We start from the raw sequence: 15,904 nt of genomic DNA, 5'->3' as shown, positions 1-15,904 counted from the left end.
AGATTAGCATGAGAACTAGGAATATTTATTTTCTTATCACCCTATTTATAGGTATTTGTAGTACAAAGGCGCAGCAAGACCCCAGTTATATATTGTATAGGTATAACATGAATTTTGTGAATCCGGCGTACGCAGGAGCCGAGGAAAGAACAGAATTTGGAGCGAATATTAGAAGCCAATGGTCTGGAGTACAGGGAGCTCCTGAAACACAAAGTCTTATGGCAAGTACCTATATGGGCAAGAATGTCGGGCTGGGAGTCAGTATTGTAAACGACAAGACTTTTATAGAAACACAGACCTCGATAGCTATCGATTTTTCCTATAAAATTCAGTGGAACGATTACACCAATATGTACTTTGGGTTGAAGGCTTCGGGTAATTCGTATAATGCCAATACAGATGGGCTTATGACCTATGGAATTCAATCTGACCCATCTTTGATGAACATAAACGGAGGTATCACTCCAAACGTTGGAACAGGAGTTTACTTCCATAGCAGGAAGCTCTCCCTTTCGTTATCGGTGCCCAAAATATTAAAACCGAAACGGTTAGAGCAAGATGGCGGACTGGCAAAATTGGGGCGCAACAAAATCCATACCTACCTTATGGCCGCATATGATCATACTATAAATGAAAATCTGATTTTAAAACCATCAACCATGCTAAGATATGTTGAGGGTTCTCCCCTATCGGTTGACGCAACACTTGCCTTGAACTATAACGAAAGTTTTGAATTTGGTGCGGCATATCGGTTGGATGAGGGATTCTCAGGTTTCGTCGTCCTAGACCTCGTGAATAGCATCCATATAGGATACGCCTACGAGGCCTCCCTAAACTCTACATTGATTCACAGTAATAATGGCACTCATGAGATTTTCTTAAAATTTGTACTATAGATTTATATGGGTTCTTTGACAAGTCCTTGGATGGACTTGCAACAAAAAAGTGGACATTTAGTTAAGGGTCATGCTGCTATTTTTTGATTAGACGTTTCGGTTTCAAATTCTTCCATTGTTCTATGCCCCAAAGTGGGGTGTACCCTTCTTCTGTTATACCACCCCCCCATCCATCGAAAGACGGAAAGTCCGGCTTCAAATCTGTGGTCATACCTGGGTTCTTACTCCCGTTCCACTTTCAAGCCCTTAAAAAAACTTTAGGCCACTGCATTGTCCCGACAATTACCCTTCCTGTCCATACTTTATTCTGCGGCCCATCATAACTTTTAATGATATCGGTGTATCCATAACTGGCATATCGTGACCCCCTGTCCTAATGGAATATGGGTTCTTCCGTAATGGACCTTTGCTACCCCGCCATGTTCCAAGTTGGATCAATGGTGTTGTCCGTATATAGGTCATATCGGACATCCGAACCTGGTTCTCTCGGGATACCGTAAAGTTCCGGTTCAGGATATTTGGGTGCCATTGGATGATCCCAGGTCCCCCATAACTCTCAAAGCCATCTTTGAAAATATCACGGATAGCCAATGATATGGCCTCGTTCTCGCACCACCTCTTTGATGGCTCCCTGACCAACCAATAATAATACCCACTTTTACTTACCTTGAACATTTTGCACATCCCACCAACCGGGAATTTGAATTTATGGTGTTTTATAGATCTATATTTTCCTGTCGCCCTAGAAGAGGGCGAAGCGTTAGGAAAAGGTATTTCAAAGACATTGTTATAAAGAATACCATCACAAGCTACTTCTTGATCGTAAGTTTGAATGCAATAAAAATCCCTATTGAAGTGTATTAAATGTCCCTCGAGGGTTTCGCATGGCTTTAAACTACTTTTGGATTGATAAGCAATAACGCATCCATATCCATTTTGAATTCTTGAAAATCAACTTGGATAATTGATTTCTTTGGTATAAATAAAGTCTTGATATGGTCATCTATCGAAGTAATGACCTCTTCTTTTACGGCTGAATTCTGATTTACCAAATTGTTTATATGAAAATTCTTTTAGCATATTTTTCTAAATGTGCCGATTATATTTGAAGTATTAGACAATTTTCAAAGACTGGATTAGGTCGTTTTTGAATTCATAACGATAGGTCAACACGACCGGACTTCCAGGGAAACTACCCGATATTTCAGCCTTCAAAGTTTTTTCACCGTCCGAATATTCAAGAGGCTTCATTGTCACTTTATATTCGCTATTAGCTTTTTCGATCCAATTTTTAATTTCCCCTTTTCCAGTGTATGTTCTCCCTTCGTCAAAAACTACTGCGGTCTCGGTAAAACAATTAGCATACCCTCTGCTGTCAAAACTGTCCTGTGCTTTTACTAAATCCGATATTACTTCTGGTAAGTTCATTTTATTGATTTTTTTAAGGATTATGGAAATTAAATGGTCGGAATGGTTCCGCCATCTATTACGAACTCTGTTCCTGTTAAATAATTGGCCCTTGGCGAAACTAAAAACCCAACCAATTCGGCAATTTCTTCAGGTTGTGCCGGTCTGCCAATAGGTATTCCGCCCAAGGCATCCATCACGCTTTGTTTAGCTTCTTCAACTGTACTATTTGAGCTTTCTGCAATACGTTCCATCATTTTTTCGGAAGATGTTGTCATTATCCAACCAGGGGAAACAGTTAATACCCTTACTCCCTTTGATGCAACTTCGTTAGAAAGACTTTTGCTGTAGTTGACCAAGCCTGCTTTTGCAGCTGCATAGGGCAAAGTAGAATCATACAAAGGCAACTTGGCTTGAATGGAGCCAATATGGATAATTACACCACTGTTTTGTTCTATCATTTTAGGTAAAAAGCCTCTGTCCAAACGTACGGGAGCTAATAAATTGGTTTGAAGGGTTTCCTCCCAATCGGTATTACTCAAAACTGCAAAGCCACCGCCTTTAGTTTCAGAACCACCTAGGTTATTTATTAAAATATCTAAGCTGCCGTATTGTTTGAGTACTTCAGCTACCAATTTTTCAGTCCCTTTATTATGACTTAAGTCGGCCGAAATAAAGTGAAGGTTTTCGTTTGGTTCTTCAGGTGTATTTCTTGCTGTTATAATTACTGTTGCACCGGCAGTTATTAGTCGTTCTGCAATCGCTTTCCCTGTTCCTTTTGTGCCTCCCGTAACCAGTGCAGTTTTACCTGCTAACTCATTATTAAAATTTATGATATGTTCCATTGGTTAAATATTTAAGTCAAAGTACAGACTTATGTACAGTTCTCACAAGTACGGAAAATCGAATTGCCTAGGGATAAATTTATCCCCTATTGTACGTTTTGGAACATTGAATTATTTTTGGTATATGTATGAAAGAAAAATTCCTTTGAACCTTAATTGTGGCCTTGATCTAATTGGGGAAGTGCTGTATGGTAAATGGAAAATACGGTTGTTATGGTTTATCAATGAAGGACATCTACGTCCAAGTCAACTGCAGCGTAAAATACCCGACGCTTCCAGAAGGGTTCTAAATATACAATTGAAGGAATTGGAAAGTCACGAATTAATTTCAAAAAAAATCTATCCGGTAGTGCCCCCTAAAGTGGAATATTCGCTAACCGAGTTCGGAAAAACATTGATTCCCGTGATTTCGGTCTTGGGCGATTGGGGTGACAAAAATGAGGAGAGATTGCGGTCATTGATTTCAAAAGGTTCTTGAAATTTGTTTGTCAAATACCGCGATAGGGGTTTACCTAACTTTCTTCATCGATTCAATTTACGAGATTAGTTAAGTAAGAGATTCTGTAATTGATGATATTCTACAGGATATAAAAATAGTTGGTTTTTATACTGTCCGAAAAACAGGAAAGACTTCAAAAATAACATTGGTGATTTTGAGCATATCCCTTTTAATCCATAAACCAATTGGATTCACACCATGCCCTGAGCACCCTTGGCTGAATTCTAACGACTAAAATCGACCTTATTTAATTTCAGTTTTAAAAGAAAGTAATAATTCAAAAATTTATCATTTTATTCCTTCCCCAATTTTTCTAATACCTCTTCCAAAAGCAACTTTGTAGCCCTTACGCCATCGTCGTTGGACAAAAAGCTCATGTCTCCGCCCATATCACGCATTAGGCCGCCTTCATATTCAATACCCACATACCCATCGGTCCATCCGGAATCTTTTATGATAGTGAACATTTTAATAAAATCTGTTTCAAGATCATATCCCTCATCATTGAACCTATGTGTCTTGGCAGAAATTCCTTTGGTATACGGCATCATTTTGGAGACACCTTCGTATTTATCATATTCCTTTAGGCATTTAGTACTAATCAAGTCCTTAAAATCCATGCTTTTAGCTGCCGTTCGCTCCGCGCAAAAATTACCGAAATCAGGTAGGAAACCCTTGTTCTTTTGGTCAAGCTGTGTCATTATTCCTACTAACCAATCAGCATTCGTAGAATTACCAAAATGGTTCTCAACAATAACATTTATATTTTCTTTAGCTGCAAAATCCAATAGTTTTCCATAACCATCTACGGCCGCACTAGCTATTTCTTCTGGAGTTCCGGGTTCAACCTTTCCGGTCAATGCACCCATAGCATCCCCTAAATTTACCCTTATGGAGGTGCAACCCAAATACTTGGCAGCCTCAACCCATTCAAAATGGCCTTCTACAGCGGCATTTCGTTCCTTGTCATTAATGGAGGTAATATTTGCACCATCTACCATAATAAGATGGTTCAACATGCCCAAATCATCACAACGTTGCTTTAACTCTTTCATGTACCCTGCATCGGTATGCTTGCCGTTGAAAAAACCGGAAACGTACTCCAATACGGTTATATCATGAACCTCTTTTGCCCTTGCGGGAAAATCCATGTTGGTCATTTTTCCGGAATAAAGCTCCGATGCGAACGAAAATTCACCTAAGGAGATTTCAAAACCGAACTTGTTGTCCCTTCCCATTGGAAATAATGACTGGGGTATTAAAGTGCTTAAGCCAAGACCGGCTGTGGTCGCTCCTAGCTGACCTAAAAATTTACGACGTGTTGTTTTCATATTCTTTATACTTTAAAAGTTAAGGGTGTTTATTGGGGTATAAAAGTGACCGAAATAGGTACGAACAGAGCTCCATCGGTCTTTTCATTCTTAAAGACAAAATAAATGTCATGTAAACCCATCGTGGGAGATATTGGCACCATAATGGGAGCGGGTGGTTTTGTCGTTGAAAATACATCATCATCTGAAGGTTCAATGAATTCTGTTTTCCCTAATAATGGACCGTCTACCGTATTGATGTGTACTTCTATAGTTCCCCCATTGGAATTAAGTTGCTTTATGGGGGCCGCTACGATCATGGCCATGGATTGGATATGGCTTAAATCAATGCTTTTATACATGGCAAACGTATTTGGATTTGTTACGATGAGTAAATTCATCTCACCCATTTTAAAATTCATGTTTTCATTGGATGCCTCATCCGCATCACCCATTATAAGGGTCGGATTGTTCAAAATGATAGATTCAGAGTCCGTCAATGGCGGCATACCATTGGACCCTTTGTCGGTGTAACTGGCCCAAAGCCGATATACACCTTTTTGGGCATCCGCTCCCTCGGGCAACTTAATGTTAAGAGCACCTTCTGTCGGCATAGTAGCCGCAACGTTTTTCGGTTTATCCAAACTCAATATATATTGTACAATCTGCTCCGCTTCGGGCAATCCTATCGTGGGATGGGCGTTCATGGCAACATCGCCCCATACTCCAGAACCCCCTTTAATAATTTTGTTCGACAAATAATCCATTGCTTTGGAATTAGAACTATATTTTTTTGCAATGGATGTAAATGCCGGCCCTATCGATTTTTTATCTACAAAATGACAGGCCCTACAATCACTTTTTTCCATAAGGCTTTTACCTGCGGTATAGGTAATGGGAGCTTTTTGATGACCTTGTGATGGGGGAGTGTTGTTGAGAGCGTCTTGGTAATGGGCACTAATTTTAACCCTATTTGGTTCAATGGTCTTCTTTTCGAGACTGCCGTCCTCCTGATCACTGACATCTACCCTGTATTTGATGGATTTACCCGGAAAGAAAAAAGTTTTGTTCCCTTCCGTTAGATTCAAATTGACTACAGGTGGTTCGTTTCCAGCAGCAATAGATAGTTCTTCGGTATCTTGGTTACCTTCCGTGTCGGTTACCGTCAGGGTAGCTTTATAGTTTCCTATGGTGTCAAAAGCAAAGGAAGGGTTTGCTTCGGATAGTTTAGCGATAAAATTATTTAACCTGTCCCGTATTACCCATTCATAATTTAGGCTGTCCTTATCATAATCCAAGGTTCCATTTGAAGAAAATTGCACTTGTAAGGGGACAGCACCAGCTAATTTGTCGGCGGATGCTATTACTATTGGTTTTCTGTTACCACCGTTATATTCTATCCTTACCAATTTGGATTCGGGATTTCCCATAAACCAACCCTGTCCATATTCAAGAATATATAAATCCCCATTGGGTCCAAAGGTCATATCAATAGGGTGGTCTAGTTTCAGGTTTGGCAAGAACCTTTCCATACGGGCATAGTCACCTTTTGAGTTCATTTTAACCGTAATGATCCAATCGCGCATCCATTCATAAATAAAAAGTCTGTTGTTATAATAGTCAGGAAAAGGTCGTTCGGCATTCGGAAATTCATCCTTATAATATACAGGCCCGGCCATGGCGCTCTTACCTCCGCTTCCAAGTGCTGGAAATCGCTTGGATGGTGTAGTCGGATACCAGATAAAGGCCTTTTCAGCAGGAGGAAGTTCTGTCAGACCGGTATTATTGGGAGAATCATTTTTGGGTTTCTCGGGGTCAAACTTTTCTCCGGAGATATTTGTTTCAAAATCAAAACCCCAAAAGGGTTTATTGTTTCCAACAAAATAGGGCCACCCAAAGTTGCCTGCTTTTCGGGCCTGCCCGAACTCATCTTCTGCCGCCGGCCCCCTACCGATAGAATCCTTACCGGCATCCGGACCTACATCTCCCCAATACAAAAACCCATTTTTTTTGTCGACTGAAATACGAAAAGGGTTTCGGTGTCCCATAGTGTATATTTCCGGTCTTGTTTTTGGTGTTCCTTTTTGGAAAAGATTTCCTTCAGGGATGGTATAACTGCCATCGGCTTCTGGATGGATTCGAAGAATTTTACCTCTTAGGTCATTCGTGTTGGCAGCAGTTCTTTGTGCGTCAAAGGCAGAACGTCCTATACGTTCATCAATAGGGGAATAGCCATCAGATTCCCTGGGGCTGGTATTGTCACCTGTAGAAAGATAGAGGTTTCCATTGGCGTCCCAATCTATTGAGCCACCGGTATGACAACAATGGGTACGCTGGGTGGGTATCTCCAATAGTACTTGTTGGCTTTTTAAATTCAGTCGTTTATCAGTAAATTTATAGCGGGCCAGAATATTATTGGGGTCATTTCCAGCTGGGGAATAGTATAGGTACACCCATCGATTTTCATCAAAATCAGGATCTATTGAAAGTCCTAAAAGTCCATCTTCGGCTTCCGATTGAGTACCATTCTCGGGATCCGTATATTTTGTACTTACCTCAATATTTGCAATTTCGGTTGTCTTCTGGGTAAGGTTCTCAAAAAGTTTAACGGAACCATGTCTTTCAATAAAAAGGACATCCTCATTGGGAAGAACCGCCATTTCCATGGGCTCGTTCAGGTTTTCGACCAGAACCACTTTTTTAAATCGATTCTCCTCGGGTTGGATTTGACCGTACATTAGTGCAGAAGAAAAGGATATCAGTAAGGATAATAATGATTTTTTCATTGAACATGATTTAATATGTAATAGAATACATAGCTTTGTGTGTATTTTGAACACAAACATACTGTTTTTTTTAATGCGTACAAGTTACGCACAAATATTTTTGAATTTATGATTGTAGCGTATTTGGAAAATTGCCTGAAAGAAGTTTCCGTTGATTGCGTGATTTTCGGCTTTGATGGCTCAACGCTTAAGGTACTTTTATCTAAATGGAAGAATATTGATTATTGGAGCTTGCCAGGTGGAAGAATCAGGAAAATGGAAGCATTGAATGCCGCGGCCGAAAGAATACTGCAGGAGAGAGTAGGTCTTAAAGAAGTCTTTCTACAACAATTTAATGTATTTGGAGAAATCAACCGATTTGTACACTACGATGAATTGGAAACGACAAAACTAATTGAAAAATCTATAGGGGAAGATTTGTCCAAGATTCAGATAAACAATAGAGTTTTGTCCGTTGGATATTATGCTCTCTTGGACCTTAACAAAGTGATCGCAATCCCGGATGAATATACGGACGAATGTCGCTGGATGGAATTGAATGAAATTCCATTATTATTGTTTGATCATAATGAAATGATAAACTTGGCTATAAAAAAATTGCGAAGGGAAATAAAATTTCAACCTATCGGCAATCTTCTACCCGACAAATTTACCTTGGCCGAAATTCAAAAATTATATGAGTCTGTTCTAGATAAGACGTTTGACAGGCGAAACTTTTATAAACAAATAACCAAGCAGGATTTTCTGGTCAAATTGGACGAAAAAAGAACCGGATTGGCAAACAAATCCCCCAATCTATATCGTTTTGACCAATCGAAATACGAAAAGGCACTGGAGGCCGGAATGGGGTTTTAAGGATATTTTTACAAACCTCGGCCTATACCTAAAATTCCCCCCTTTTTTAAATTTTTATTTATTGCCGCAAATTTGTTCAAAAATATTAATCATCATTTATCAGTGCAAATTGAAACATAATAATCATCTATATCTCTAACTGAAAATTCTCTTCGTCCAGAATTCGAATTCAAATGAAGTTCTTCCTCGATTTTAACATTCAGTTTTTTTGCTTTTTCCCAAATGAGGTTCAGGTCATCCACTACAAAATATAAAATCAGGCCGTTTCCAACTTTTAATTTCGGGTCGGACAATGTGGGATGTCCGTGAATACTCCATTTATGTAATGACAAAATTTGTTGGTTGTTTTCGTTCACCAAAATCTCAAATGTATTTCTTGAAGAAAAAACTAAAATGTGAGAACTGTCAACGATAATGCCAACTAAAAAAATAAAGCCCCATAAACATTAGCTTACGGGGCTTTTCTGCGGAGAAAGAGGGATTCGAACCCCCGGAGGTGTGACCCTCAACAGTTTTCAAGACTGCCGCATTCGACCACTCTGCCATTTCTCCAAGTGTCTCATCAGGTATTCCCTGAATGCGGGTGCAAATATAGAAAGGTTTTCTTATGTGAGAAAGTCTTTTCTTAATTTATTTTACCCTATATCTTTACAGCATTGTACAAAGTACAGAATTTAGTTTTTAACTAACTTACCCTCATGTCAAATCCGCTAATAAGTATTTTGATTCCGTATAAAAATGTAGAAGATTATTTTGAACAGTGCCTTACTTCTATATGTAATCAAGCCTATGAAAACTGGGAGGTTCTTGCGGTAAATGATCATTCTGAAGATGCTAGCTTCGAAATCGCAAAACGTTTTACCCGTTTCGATAATCGGATCAAACTACTTTCAAATACAGAATCAGGAATTATATCTGCACTACGATTAGCTTACGCGCAAAGCAAAGGCGCATTGATTACAAGAATGGATGCCGATGACCATATGAGTGTTGATCGATTAAGCACCATGGCCAATTCGTTATCGAAAGAAGGTAAGGGCTCAATTGCCATAGGCCAAGTCCATTATTTTGCCGAAAACGGTGTAAATGACGGTTACCGGAAATATGAGATATGGTTGAACAACCTCACGGTTAACGGAACCAATTATAAAGAAATTTATAAGGAATGTGTCATTCCTTCCCCCTGTTGGATGGTCCACCGGTCCGATTTGGATAATTGTGGCGCTTTTGAATCGAATCGGTATCCAGAAGATTATGACCTCGCATTCCGTTTTTATGAACAAGGCTTAACCTGTATCCCTTGTAACAGAATTCTCCACTATTGGCGAGACTACCAAACACGTACCTCACGTACCAGCGAACACTATGCACAAAATTACTTTCTGGACATTAAACTGCACTACTTCTTGAAATTGGAACACTGCCCTTCTAAAACCTTGGTGATTTGGGGCGCTGGTAAAAAAGGAAAGGAGATCGCAAAAACATTACTAGATTTAAAGATACCCTTTAAATGGATTTGTGATAACCCTAAGAAAATAGGTAAAGACATCTATGGCATTCGTCTTGCTCATTATACAGAATTAGAAAAAATGGTTAGCACGCGAAGTATCATTACCGTTGCCAATGAAAACGAACAACTTTTCATCAAAGCTTATTTTAAAAAATTAGGGCAAACTTTAGCAACCGATTATTATTTCTTCTGTTAACTTGAATTCCCTCTATTTCATAAGGCAGACGGCAACAAAATATTAGTAGTAAACCGGTGAGCTTCTACAATCAAAATAATTATCTTTGAGCTAATCAAAAACAGGAATGCAATTTAAATATCCAGAAATTCTTTGGGGTCTTTTTCTTCTACTCATTCCGATTATAATCCATTTATTTCAATTACGTCGATTCAAGAAAACCCCATTTACCAACGTTAAGTTCTTAAAACAGGTAGTTGCAGAGTCCAGAAAAAGTAGTACCCTAAAAAAGTGGTTATTATTAGCTACAAGATTAGCATTACTGACAGCACTTGTTATTGCATTCGCACAACCTTTCATTGCCAACGAAGCTGCCCTACAAAGCAAGGAAACAGTCTTCTATTTAGATGATTCCTATAGTATGAACGGTCAAACCGAAAATGGAAACGTTTTTAAAAATAGTGTACAGGAATTCATTCAAGAGATTCCAAAAGATCAACGGTTCACCTTGTTTACGAACACAAAAGTTTTCAAGGATGTGGAAATAAAGGATGTTCAAAATGAATTACTCGACCTTACCGTAACCTCAGATCAGCTAGATATTCCTGAAATAATTTTAAAAGGGAATACGTATTTTTCAAATACTACCGGAGTTCAAAGAAACCTTGTTCTTATCTCTGATTTTCAACAACGTATGGGAAACGTTCCAAAAGACACGATGAGTGATTTCAACCTTCATTTTATCAAACCTTTTAAAACTGAAATATTAAACACTTCCATTGATTCCGTTTTCGTTGATAATAGAACCAGTGAAACCATAGAAGTAGTAGCCATAATTTCAACCAATACCACAGAGGAAACGCTACCAGTATCACTATTTAACGGTACTGAACTAATCGCTAAAACAGCGGCGAAATTTGATTCTAATAAAACTGCCGAAGTCAGATTTACCGTTAACGCCAAAGAAGTAATTTTAGGTAAAGTCGCACTAACCGATAACGGGTTGAATTATGACAATCAATTTTATTTTAATATTGATGAAAAGTCAAAAATTAAAGTTTTGAGTATCGGCACTTCTTCAGATGATTTCCTCATGCGAATATTTTCAAATGACGAGTTTGACCATTCATCGAGTACATTAGGCCAATTGAATTACAGTAAGCTTGATGATCAAAATCTAGTGGTGTTAAATGAACTTTTAATTATTCCCACATCGCTTATCACATCCTTGAACGCATTTGTAACTAGTGGAGGAAGTTTTGTTGTTATTCCCGCAATTGATGCAGACTTTACTTCTTACAATCAACTGACATCCTTATATGGTAATAGTCAATATGTTAACGCGGTGGTCCAAAACATGGCAATTTCAACCATCAAAACAGAACATCCCCTATTCGAGAATGTATTCGATAAGAAAGTAGCTAATTTTCAATTTCCTACTGTAAAAGAACGGTACAAAATGGAAACTGATTTACCCGTAGCCATTGAATTTCAAAATAAAGAACCTTTTTTAGTGGGAAATTCCAGTGCTTATTTTTTTGCTGCGCCACTTGCGAGCGATAATTCCAATTTCAAAAATTCCCCATTGATCGTTCCTACATTTTACAATATGGGGGTGAACAGTTTAAAATTACCTCCCTTGTATGCCAGTCTTGGTAATGAAACAGAAATAGAGGTGCCTATCAGTTTACAACAGGATGATATCGTTAAAATATCTAAAGAAGAAAATGAGTTTATTCCCCAACAACAGATACTCCCCAAGAAAGTAAAACTCACCTTTATTGAAAATCCTACAGAAGCTGGTATTTATGCTATTACGCACAACAACAATATAATCCGCAATATTAGTTTTAATGATAATAGAAAAGAAAGTGAGTTACTATACGCTCAACTTCCCGCTGAGCATACCAATTATTCATTATCAAATTTCTTTCAGGAAAGTCAAATATCAAACGCTATAAATGAGTTTTGGAAATGGTTTGCTATTTTAGCACTGGCATTTGTTTTTATAGAAATGTTACTTCAAAGATTCTTAAAATAAACGATAAACAACTACCCATAACCCTATGAATATACTTTTAAAATCGGTTACGATAGTAAATGGGAGTACCAAGGACCTTCACCTTAAAAAAAGGGATATTCTTATTAAAAATGGAGTTATTGATGCGATTGAATCTTCTGTGGAGCCTTCCGCAAAAACGAAAGTTATCGCGCAAAAGGACCTTCACGTTTCTGTAGGTTGGTTCGATAGTGGGGTCAGTTTTGGGGAACCTGGCTACGAGGAGCGGGAGACCATTAATAACGGCTTACAAACCGCTGCCAAAAGTGGCTTTACCGATATTATTCTGAACACAAGTAGTAACCCGACCCCAGATTCATCCTCGGATATTATATTTTTTAAGAATGCGGCAAAAGAACATTTAACAAATCTGTATCCGCTAGGAAACCTCACGGTAAAAGGTGATGGTCAAGCCCTTGCTGAGTTATTCGACATGAAAAATGCCGGTGCGGTGGGGTTCTATGACTACAAACATGCCATAACTAATGCTAATCTTTTAAAAATTGCGTTACAATATGCGCAGAATTTTAACGGATTGATTTTCTCTTTTCCGATGGATAAAAGTATTTCTGGAAAAGGCATCGTTAATGAAGGTATCACCAGTACACGATTAGGATTAAAAGGTATTCCTGCACTTGCAGAAGAACTCCAGATTTCACGAGATCTTTTTATATTGGAATATACAGGAGGTAAATTATTCATCCCGACCATATCCACGGCAAATTCCGTAAAACTGATTGCAGAAGCCAAAAAGAAAGGGCTACAGGTCTTCTGTAGTGTTGCGGCACATAATCTCAACACCACAGATGCGGCCCTTGAGGAATTTGACACACAATATAAAGTAATACCACCCCTAAGGACTGCAGCTGACACAAAGGCTCTTTTAAAAGGTGTTAGTAATGGAACCATTGACTTAGTCACATCGGACCATAAACCCTTGAACATAGAACTAAAACATGTTGAATTTGATAATGCCGACTTTGGAACAATAGGTTTAGAAAGTACCTTCGGCATGCTGAACGGTCTACTTGGTCTTGAAGAAAGTATTGCTCTATTGACAAAAGGAAGAACTATTTTCGGAATGGAAACCCCCAAGTTAGAAGTTGGTCAACCGGCCAACCTGACTCTTTTTGAGCCTATGAGCGAATATGAATTTACCGAATCTAATATATTCAGCACTTCTAAAAATGCACTGGCACTTGGAAAACCAATGAAAGGAAAAGTTCTAGGAACCATTGCAAACAATCAACTGGTTCTAAACAACTAATTATGGAGAATACCGAAAGTATTCCGGGAAAAACGACGGCCATTATTGCCTACTTAACCATTGTAGGGGCGATTATTGCTTTATCTATGAATATGGAACCCAAACATTCATTTGCAAGATTTCATACGAGACAGGCTTTCGGGCTTCATTTAATGTTTCATGGTTTCGCCATTTTTTCAAGTGTTTGGTTCAATGAATATGCTCTATATGGTTTGTACCTTTGCTATATTGTTCTTTGGGTTTACGGCTTTTTAGGGGCATTAAGCAACAAAGAACAATTGGTTCCTGCGGTAGGGTCCTACTTTCAAAAATGGTTCACTTTTATTCAATAAATCAATGACTACAGCTCCCCTATCTTTAGAACATATCATTAAACCCTCTACTCTTACCAACAAAAAACCTCCTGTGCTTTTTTTGCTTCATGGGTATGGAAGCAATGAAGAAGATCTTTTTTCGTTTGCTCCCGAGCTACCCGAAGAGCTGTGTATAATTGCCGTACGTGCCCCTTATGACCTACAGCCATATGGTTATGCTTGGTACGCTATAAATTTCGACGCTGAAAAGGGAAAATGGAGCGATGACGATCAAGCTATTGAATCACGCAACAAAATTGTCACTTTTATTGATGAAGCTTGCAATACCTATGGCCTAGATAAGGATCAGGTAAATTTACTGGGGTTCAGTCAAGGTACTATACTTAGTTATGCGGTTGCATTATCCTATCCAGAAAGGGTAAATAATATCATTGCATTAAGTGGCTACATCAATGAAAAAATACTATCGGAAGGCTATAGTGAGAATGATTTGAGTAAACTAAGTTTTTACTGTTCACACGGTGAGGTTGACCAAGTGATCCCCGTGGAGTGGGCCAGAAAAGCACCTAAGTTATTGAAACGGCTTGGAATTGATTATGTATACGAGGAATTTCCCGCTGGGCACGGTGTAGTACCACAGAACTTTTATTCCCTTAAAAAATGGATCGCCGAGAAAATTTAATTACTTTGGGTATACAGCAAGTGATCGATTAAGGTAAAATCGATGCCCAAATCGTCTTTTAACTCATATTTAATCAATAATTCTCCCCAATATTTACCATCTGAAAAATCGGTCAATATCCATTTATGATTCAGCACCTTAATCTTATTGATCTTAAAATCATTTTGCATTCCCTCATAAGGAATTAATGGATTATCACCTTTATGTTCATTGGTTTCCAATAACTTATCAGAAATATATCCGGCGATGTTATCCAAATTCAAATGGTCATAATAGGCCAAGGCATCATCATTATTTTCTAAGGAGAAATATTGCATGTCCATCACCTTTACAGTTGATTTTTGAACGGAGTCTTTTAGTAATTCTATCTCAGCTTCCAATTTCCCGATTTTTTCCATATTGGCATCCACCATTTTTCCACTACTTACGAAAAGGTATAAACAGATAAGGGACATAAAGATAAATAGGTATAAAAATATTTTACTTTTCATAGTTACACGGTAATGATTAAATTATCAAAGGCCAAATGTACATTTTCAGGTAAGTTCTTTTCGACCTCCTCATGAAATCCTAACAGATGACTTATATGGGTAAAGTATGCTTTTTCTGGATTCACTTTTTTTACAAAATCAAGCGCTTCCTCTAAATTAAAATGTGACTGATGGGGCTCTACACGTAAGGCGTTCACAACCAGAACAGAACACTCTTTTATCTTTTCAATTTCTTTTTCCTTAACTGATTTGACATCGGTTAAGTAGGTGAAGTCCCCTACCCTATATCCAAAAACCTGAAGTCGATTATGGAGTACATTAATAGGAATAGCCTCTTTATCACCAATAGAAAAAGGTCTGTTATTTTTAACTCTATTAATTTGAACCGATGGTGCCCCAGGATATTTATTTTTCTCGTCAAAAATATAATCGAATCTCTTTTTTAGGGATTTTACGACTCTTTTATGCGCGTAAATAGGAATATCTCCCTGTTTAAAAAAAAACGGTCTTATATCGTCTAAACCCGCCGTATGATCAGAATGTTCATGCGTATATAAAATGCCGTCGATTTTATTGATGTTATGCCGTAACATTTGTTGCCTAAAATCAGGTCCACAGTCAATAACGAAATTATAATCTTTCCAAGAAAGTAGTACTGAAACCCTAAGACGTTTGTCCTTAGGATCATCGCTTAAACAAACCGGATGTGTACTCCCAATTATCGGGATTCCCTGAGATGTTCCCGTTCCTAAAAAAACAACACGTAAATCGCCTTTCATGTTCTGCAAATTTAATCTCTTTTTAATAA

18 protein-coding genes and 1 tRNA gene are annotated in these 15,904 nt (G+C 38.2%); 8 read left to right on the top strand and 11 right to left on the bottom strand.

Annotated elements, in window-relative coordinates; all coding sequences use genetic code 11:
• Nucleotides 1–8 precede the first annotated feature (8 nt).
• Nucleotides 9–896, top strand: coding sequence for a type IX secretion system membrane protein PorP/SprF (locus ACNR9Q_RS10720; protein WP_419211214.1), 888 nt, complete (start codon nucleotides 9–11; stop codon nucleotides 894–896).
• A gap of 76 nt (nucleotides 897–972) precedes the next feature.
• On the opposite strand, the gene ACNR9Q_RS10715 is transcribed toward ACNR9Q_RS10720, so the two are convergent.
• From ACNR9Q_RS10715 to ACNR9Q_RS10695, 5 genes are all read right to left on the bottom strand, one after another.
• Complete coding sequence (locus ACNR9Q_RS10715; protein WP_419211213.1) at nucleotides 973–1,107, bottom strand: hypothetical protein; 135 nt, start codon at nucleotides 1,105–1,107, stop codon at nucleotides 973–975.
• A 71-nt stretch (nucleotides 1,108–1,178) separates the two neighbouring features.
• Nucleotides 1,179–1,571, bottom strand: a complete 393-nt coding sequence (locus tag ACNR9Q_RS10710; protein ID WP_419211212.1) for a hypothetical protein — start codon at nucleotides 1,569–1,571, stop codon at nucleotides 1,179–1,181.
• A 215-nt stretch (nucleotides 1,572–1,786) separates the two neighbouring features.
• Nucleotides 1,787–1,948, bottom strand: coding sequence for a hypothetical protein (locus tag ACNR9Q_RS10705; RefSeq protein ID WP_419211211.1), 162 nt, complete (start codon nucleotides 1,946–1,948; stop codon nucleotides 1,787–1,789).
• 61 nt (nucleotides 1,949–2,009) lie between these two features.
• Nucleotides 2,010–2,324, bottom strand: coding sequence for a nuclear transport factor 2 family protein (locus tag ACNR9Q_RS10700; protein ID WP_419211209.1), 315 nt, complete (start codon nucleotides 2,322–2,324; stop codon nucleotides 2,010–2,012).
• A 29-nt stretch (nucleotides 2,325–2,353) separates the two neighbouring features.
• Nucleotides 2,354–3,148: an SDR family oxidoreductase gene (locus tag ACNR9Q_RS10695; protein ID WP_419211208.1), complete on the bottom strand. Its 795-nt coding sequence runs from the start codon at nucleotides 3,146–3,148 to the stop codon at nucleotides 2,354–2,356.
• A 124-nt stretch (nucleotides 3,149–3,272) separates the two neighbouring features.
• Here ACNR9Q_RS10695 and ACNR9Q_RS10690 point away from each other — a divergent pair, with 124 nt between their 5' ends.
• Entirely contained in the window at nucleotides 3,273–3,626 is a 354-nt protein-coding gene (locus ACNR9Q_RS10690; protein ID WP_419211207.1) for a winged helix-turn-helix transcriptional regulator, read from the top strand.
• A 314-nt stretch (nucleotides 3,627–3,940) separates the two neighbouring features.
• On the opposite strand, the gene ACNR9Q_RS10685 is transcribed toward ACNR9Q_RS10690, so the two are convergent.
• Together ACNR9Q_RS10685 and ACNR9Q_RS10680 are read right to left on the bottom strand one after the other, a co-directional pair.
• Complete coding sequence (locus tag ACNR9Q_RS10685; RefSeq protein WP_419211206.1) at nucleotides 3,941–4,978, bottom strand: sugar phosphate isomerase/epimerase family protein; 1,038 nt, start codon at nucleotides 4,976–4,978, stop codon at nucleotides 3,941–3,943.
• Between the two features lie 29 nt (nucleotides 4,979–5,007).
• Nucleotides 5,008–7,743, bottom strand: coding sequence for a PQQ-dependent sugar dehydrogenase (locus tag ACNR9Q_RS10680; RefSeq protein ID WP_419211205.1), 2,736 nt, complete (start codon nucleotides 7,741–7,743; stop codon nucleotides 5,008–5,010).
• 108 nt (nucleotides 7,744–7,851) lie between these two features.
• Between ACNR9Q_RS10680 and ACNR9Q_RS10675 the strand changes: the two genes are divergently transcribed.
• A complete protein-coding gene (locus tag ACNR9Q_RS10675) occupies nucleotides 7,852–8,598 on the top strand; it encodes an NUDIX hydrolase (RefSeq protein ID WP_419211204.1) in 747 nt (248 codons plus the stop codon).
• Nucleotides 8,599–8,690: 92 nt separating this feature from the next.
• Here the strand turns inward: ACNR9Q_RS10675 and ACNR9Q_RS10670 are convergent, their stop codons facing one another.
• The gene (locus tag ACNR9Q_RS10670; RefSeq protein ID WP_419211203.1) at nucleotides 8,691–8,930 is read right to left on the bottom strand and encodes a VOC family protein; all 240 of its coding nucleotides are present in this window, start codon (nucleotides 8,928–8,930) and stop codon (nucleotides 8,691–8,693) included.
• A gap of 135 nt (nucleotides 8,931–9,065) precedes the next feature.
• Nucleotides 9,066–9,150 (bottom strand) — tRNA-Ser (locus tag ACNR9Q_RS10665).
• A gap of 146 nt (nucleotides 9,151–9,296) precedes the next feature.
• Here ACNR9Q_RS10665 and ACNR9Q_RS10660 point away from each other — a divergent pair.
• The 5 genes from ACNR9Q_RS10660 to ACNR9Q_RS10640 all read left to right on the top strand — a co-directional run bounded on the left by ACNR9Q_RS10660 (nucleotide 9,297) and on the right by ACNR9Q_RS10640 (nucleotide 14,605).
• Nucleotides 9,297–10,304 (top strand): glycosyltransferase family 2 protein, encoded by a 1,008-nt coding sequence (locus ACNR9Q_RS10660; RefSeq protein ID WP_419211202.1) that lies wholly within the window; start codon nucleotides 9,297–9,299, stop codon nucleotides 10,302–10,304.
• A gap of 106 nt (nucleotides 10,305–10,410) precedes the next feature.
• Nucleotides 10,411–12,324: a BatA domain-containing protein gene (locus ACNR9Q_RS10655; protein WP_419211201.1), complete on the top strand. Its 1,914-nt coding sequence runs from the start codon at nucleotides 10,411–10,413 to the stop codon at nucleotides 12,322–12,324.
• 25 nt (nucleotides 12,325–12,349) lie between these two features.
• Entirely contained in the window at nucleotides 12,350–13,609 is a 1,260-nt protein-coding gene (locus ACNR9Q_RS10650; protein WP_419211200.1) for a dihydroorotase, read from the top strand.
• Nucleotides 13,610–13,611: 2 nt separating this feature from the next.
• Entirely contained in the window at nucleotides 13,612–13,941 is a 330-nt protein-coding gene (locus ACNR9Q_RS10645) for a hypothetical protein (RefSeq protein ID WP_419211199.1), read from the top strand.
• 4 nt (nucleotides 13,942–13,945) lie between these two features.
• Nucleotides 13,946–14,605 (top strand): alpha/beta hydrolase, encoded by a 660-nt coding sequence (locus ACNR9Q_RS10640; RefSeq protein WP_419211198.1) that lies wholly within the window; start codon nucleotides 13,946–13,948, stop codon nucleotides 14,603–14,605.
• Here ACNR9Q_RS10640 and ACNR9Q_RS10635 read toward each other — a convergent pair.
• Both ACNR9Q_RS10635 and ACNR9Q_RS10630 read right to left on the bottom strand, forming a co-directional pair.
• Nucleotides 14,602–15,096, bottom strand: a complete 495-nt coding sequence (locus tag ACNR9Q_RS10635; RefSeq protein ID WP_419211197.1) for a hydrolase — start codon at nucleotides 15,094–15,096, stop codon at nucleotides 14,602–14,604. The genes ACNR9Q_RS10640 and ACNR9Q_RS10635 overlap by 4 nt on opposite strands.
• A 2-nt stretch (nucleotides 15,097–15,098) precedes the next feature.
• Nucleotides 15,099–15,875, bottom strand: a complete 777-nt coding sequence (locus tag ACNR9Q_RS10630) for an MBL fold metallo-hydrolase (RefSeq protein ID WP_419211196.1) — start codon at nucleotides 15,873–15,875, stop codon at nucleotides 15,099–15,101.
• Nucleotides 15,876–15,904 lie beyond the last annotated feature (29 nt).

The sequence above is a fragment of the Maribacter sp. X9 genome (assembly GCF_048537565.1).
Classification (GTDB): domain Bacteria; phylum Bacteroidota; class Bacteroidia; order Flavobacteriales; family Flavobacteriaceae; genus Maribacter.
Note: the sequence above shows the minus strand (reverse complement) of the source record. Positions and strands in the feature narration are given on the sequence as shown.